Origin of the sequence: Ruegeria sp. (assembly GCF_028066395.1) — a bacterium.
GTDB lineage: Bacteria > Pseudomonadota > Alphaproteobacteria > Rhodobacterales > Rhodobacteraceae > Ruegeria.
In genome coordinates this window covers 1-3,949 of sequence record NZ_JALCBM010000072.1, presented here as the reverse complement: position 1 = coordinate 3,949, position 3,949 = coordinate 1, and the positions used below count along the sequence as shown (strand labels likewise).

At 61.6% G+C, this 3,949-nt stretch carries 4 protein-coding genes; all 4 read left to right on the top strand.

Annotation, left to right across the window (positions count from 1 at the left end; all coding sequences use genetic code 11):
* On the top strand, nt 1–296 hold a 296-nt coding region (locus tag MPJ51_RS18170; RefSeq protein ID WP_298389579.1), incomplete at its 5' end, for a molecular chaperone TorD family protein.
* A gap of 62 nt (nt 297–358) precedes the next feature.
* A complete protein-coding gene (locus tag MPJ51_RS18165; RefSeq protein ID WP_298389577.1) occupies nt 359–547 on the top strand; it encodes a ubiquinol-cytochrome c reductase iron-sulfur subunit N-terminal domain-containing protein in 189 nt (62 codons plus the stop codon).
* A 107-nt stretch (nt 548–654) separates the two neighbouring features.
* Entirely contained in the window at nt 655–3,549 is a 2,895-nt protein-coding gene (locus MPJ51_RS18160; RefSeq protein WP_298389575.1) for a formate dehydrogenase subunit alpha, read from the top strand.
* Nucleotides 3,550–3,561: 12 nt separating this feature from the next.
* Nucleotides 3,562–3,949: formate dehydrogenase FDH3 subunit beta (gene fdh3B / locus MPJ51_RS18155; RefSeq protein WP_298389573.1), on the top strand; the 388-nt coding region annotated here is incomplete at its 3' end.

The following is a 3,949-nucleotide window of genomic DNA, read 5'->3' as shown; positions in this document are numbered from 1 at the left end:
TGCGCAACGACATGGCCGCGCGCGGCATCACCCGGGCGCAGAATGTTTATGAACCCGAAGACAACATTGCCTCGCTGATGGAGATGATGGCGGGCATGATCGTGGGCCGCTTTGGCGCGCCTGCCTCGCTGGAGGATCAGAAATCCTTCTGGAACAAGCATATCGGCCCCTGGGCCGCGCATTTCTATTCAGATTTGGAAGCAGCCGAGAACTCGGTCCTCTATGCCTCGGTCGGCACTGCCGGTCGGGTCTTCATGGAGATCGAGCGCGAAGCGTTCCGAATGACGACAGCGTGATGCGCTGTCATTCGCCGACGCCCGCCCGGGCGTTACACTGCAAATGGGAGAAGGAGTAGCCCATGAGCAAGACCAAGGAAGACGGCGCCACCCGCCGCGATTTCCTGAAACTGGCCGGAACCGCAGCCCCCGCTGCCGTCGCCGCCGCCAGCCTGAGCGGTCAAGCCGAAGCAGCCGAGCTGCCAACGGATGAGACCCGCATTCAGGACACTGCGCATACCCGCGCGTATCTGGAAAGCACCCGGTTCTAGGATCGGACGTTTTCACCACCCGACTGACGGTTGCGATTGGCCCTGACGTCGGCATCGAGAAGCACCAAGCCAGCCGTGGCTGACACGGCGCGCAAGGGAGGAAACCAATGCTTAGGAAAAAGACCAACGGGGTTGCGAGACGCCCCCAGCGGACAAGTATCCTGTCCCAGGTCGGCGAGAAAACCGTCGATCGCCGCGCATTTCTGCGTGGCTCGGGCCTGACGATCGGCGGTCTTGCCGCGATCAGCGCCACGGGTGGAACCGTGACGCCAGCCAGCGCCCAGACAGCGGCAAATGCCGCCGTCGAAAACATCAAATCCGTATGCACCCACTGTTCAGTCGGCTGTACTGTCGTCGCCGAAGTGCAGAACGGCGTCTGGGTCGGGCAGGAACCCGGCTGGGACAGCCCGTTCAACCTGGGTGCACATTGTGCCAAGGGGGCCTCGGTCCGCGAGCACGCCCATGGCGAACGCCGCCTCAAGTACCCGATGAAAAAGGAAGGCGGCGAGTGGAAACGCATCAGCTGGGATCAGGCGATCAACGAGATCGGCGACGGCATGATGAACATCCGCGAAGAATCCGGGCCGGACAGCGTGTACTGGCTGGGTTCCGCGAAGCATAACAACGAACAGGCCTATCTGTTCCGCAAGTTCGCCGCCTATTGGGGCACGAACAACGTGGACCATCAGGCGCGTATCTGCCACTCGACCACGGTTGCGGGTGTTGCGAATACATGGGGCTACGGCGCCATGACCAATTCGTACAACGACATCCACAATTCCCGGGCCATCTTCATCATCGGCGGCAACCCGGCCGAGGCGCACCCCGTCTCGCTGCTGCACGTTCTGCGCGCGAAAGAGCAGAACAACGCCCCGCTGATCGTCTGCGACCCGCGCTTTACGCGCACGGCGGCGCATGCGGATGAGTATGTCCGCTTCCGTCCCGGCACCGACGTGGCGCTGATCTGGGGTATCCTGTGGCACATCTTCGACAACGGCTGGGAGGACAAAGAGTTCATCCGCACCCGTGTCTGGGGCATGGACCAGATTCAGGAAGAGGTCGCCAAGTGGACCCCTGATGAGGTCGAGCGTGTCACCGGCACCCCCGGTTCGCAACTGAAGCGTGTAGCGCGCACCATGGCCAATAACCGTCCCGGCACGGTGATCTGGTGCATGGGTGGCACGCAGCACACCAACGGCAACAACAACACCCGCGCCTATTGCGTGCTGCAGCTTGCGCTTGGCAACATGGGCGCCTCGGGTGGTGGCACCAACATCTTCCGCGGCCACGACAACGTGCAGGGCGCGACGGACCTTGGTGTTCTGTCCCACACCCTGCCCGGCTATTACGGGTTGTCGAACGGTGCCTGGGGCCATTGGAGCCGCGTCTGGGGCGAAGACATTGATTGGCTGAAAGGTCAGTTCGCCACGATCAAGGACAAGGAAGGCAAGGACAAGCCGCTGATGAACGAGCGCGGCATCCCTGTCTCCCGCTGGATCGATGGTGTGCTTGAAGACCCGGCGAACATGGATCAGGACAACAACGTCCGCGCCATGGTTCTGTGGGGTCACGCTCCGAACTCGCAAACGCGGGGACCGGAGATGAAGACGGCGATGGAGAAGCTGGACATGCTGGTCGTGATCGACCCGTATCCCACCGTCTCCGCCGTTCTGCATGACCGCACCGATGGCGTTTACCTGCTGCCCGCCTGCACGCAGTTCGAAACCCGTGGCTCGGTCACGGCGTCGAACCGTTCACTGCAATGGCGCGACAAGGTGGTTGATCCGCTGTTCGAAAGCCTGCCGGACGAGGTCATCATGGCCAAGTTTGCCAACAAGTTCGGCTGGGCGGATCGGTTCTTCCGCAATATCGAGATGGAAGACCCCGAGACCCCGAATGTTGAAAGCATCACGCGTGAATTCAACGGCGGGCTCTGGACCATCGGCTATACCGGTCAGTCGCCGGAACGTCTGAAAAGCCATATGGCCAACCAGCACACGTTCGACAGAACCACGCTGCAAGCCATTGGTGGCCCCAACGACGGCGAGTATTACGGTCTGCCCTGGCCCTGCTGGGGCACGGCTGAGATGGGTCATACGGGGACACCGAACCTCTATGACATGTCCAAACCGGTGGCCGAAGGCGGCCTGACCTTCCGCGCACGCTTTGGCGTGGAGCGTGATGGCGACAACCTGCTGGCCGAAGGGGTCTATAGCGTTGGATCGGAAATTCAGGATGGCTATCCCGAATTCACGATGCAGATGCTGATGGACCTTGGCTGGGACGGTGATCTGACGGCCGAGGAACGCGCGGCAATCGAAGCCGTTGCGGGGCCTGAGACCAACTGGAAAACCGACCTCAGCGGCGGTATTCAGCGGGTTGCGATCAAGCATGGCTGTGCGCCCTTCGGGAACGCCAAGGCCCGCGCGGTCGTCTGGACCTTCCCGGACCCGATCCCGCTGCATCGCGAACCGCTTTATACGAACCGGCGCGATCTGGTCGAGGACTATCCGACCTACGAGGACCGTCAGGCCTATCGCCTGCCCACCCTTTACGCATCGATCCAGAAGAACGACTTTTCAAAGGATTACCCGATAATCCTCACGTCAGGTCGTCTGGTCGAATATGAGGGCGGCGGCGAGGAAAGCCGGTCGAACCCGTGGCTGGCCGAACTGCAGCAGGACATGTTCGTCGAGATCAACCCCCGCGATGCCAACAACCTTGGTATCCGTGACGGACAACAGGTCTGGGTCGAAGGTCCCGAAGGCGGCAAGGTCAAGGTGATGGCGATGCTGACCAACAGGGTCGGCGCCGGCGTGGCCTTCATGCCGTTCCACTTTGGCGGCCATTTCCAGGGCGAGGACCTGCGGCACAAGTATCCCGCAGGCGCTGACCCCTATGTCTTGGGCGAAAGTTCCAACACCGCCCAGACCTATGGCTACGATTCAGTGACCCAGATGCAGGAGTCCAAGTGTACTCTCTGCAAGATCTGGGCAGCGTAAGGAGGACGATAAATGGCTAGAGCAAAGTTTCTCTGCGACGCTGAACGCTGCATCGAGTGCAACGCCTGCGTAACCGCGTGTAAGAACGAGCACGAGGTGCCCTGGGGCATCAACCGCCGCAGGGTGGTGACGATCAATGACGGCAACCCGGGCGAACGCTCGATCTCGGTGGCCTGTATGCATTGCTCGGATGCGCCCTGCATGGCGGTGTGCCCGGTCGACTGCTTCTATCAGAACGAAGAAGGCGTCGTCCTGCACTCCAAGGACCTGTGCATCGGTTGCGGCTATTGCTTCTACGCGTGCCCCTTCGGCGCGCCGCAATATCCGCAGGCAGGCAACTTCGGGTCGCGCGGCAAGATGGACAAATGTACCTTCTGCGCCGGTGGCCCCGAGGAGACGC

Excerpts from the sequence above, each read along its gene's own strand:
- MPJ51_RS18165 (WP_298389577.1), top strand. The coding sequence starts at position 359 with ATGAGCAAGACCAAGGAAGACGGCGCCACCCGCCGCGATTTCCTGAAA.
- MPJ51_RS18160 (WP_298389575.1), top strand. The coding sequence starts at position 655 with ATGCTTAGGAAAAAGACCAACGGGGTTGCGAGACGCCCCCAGCGGACA.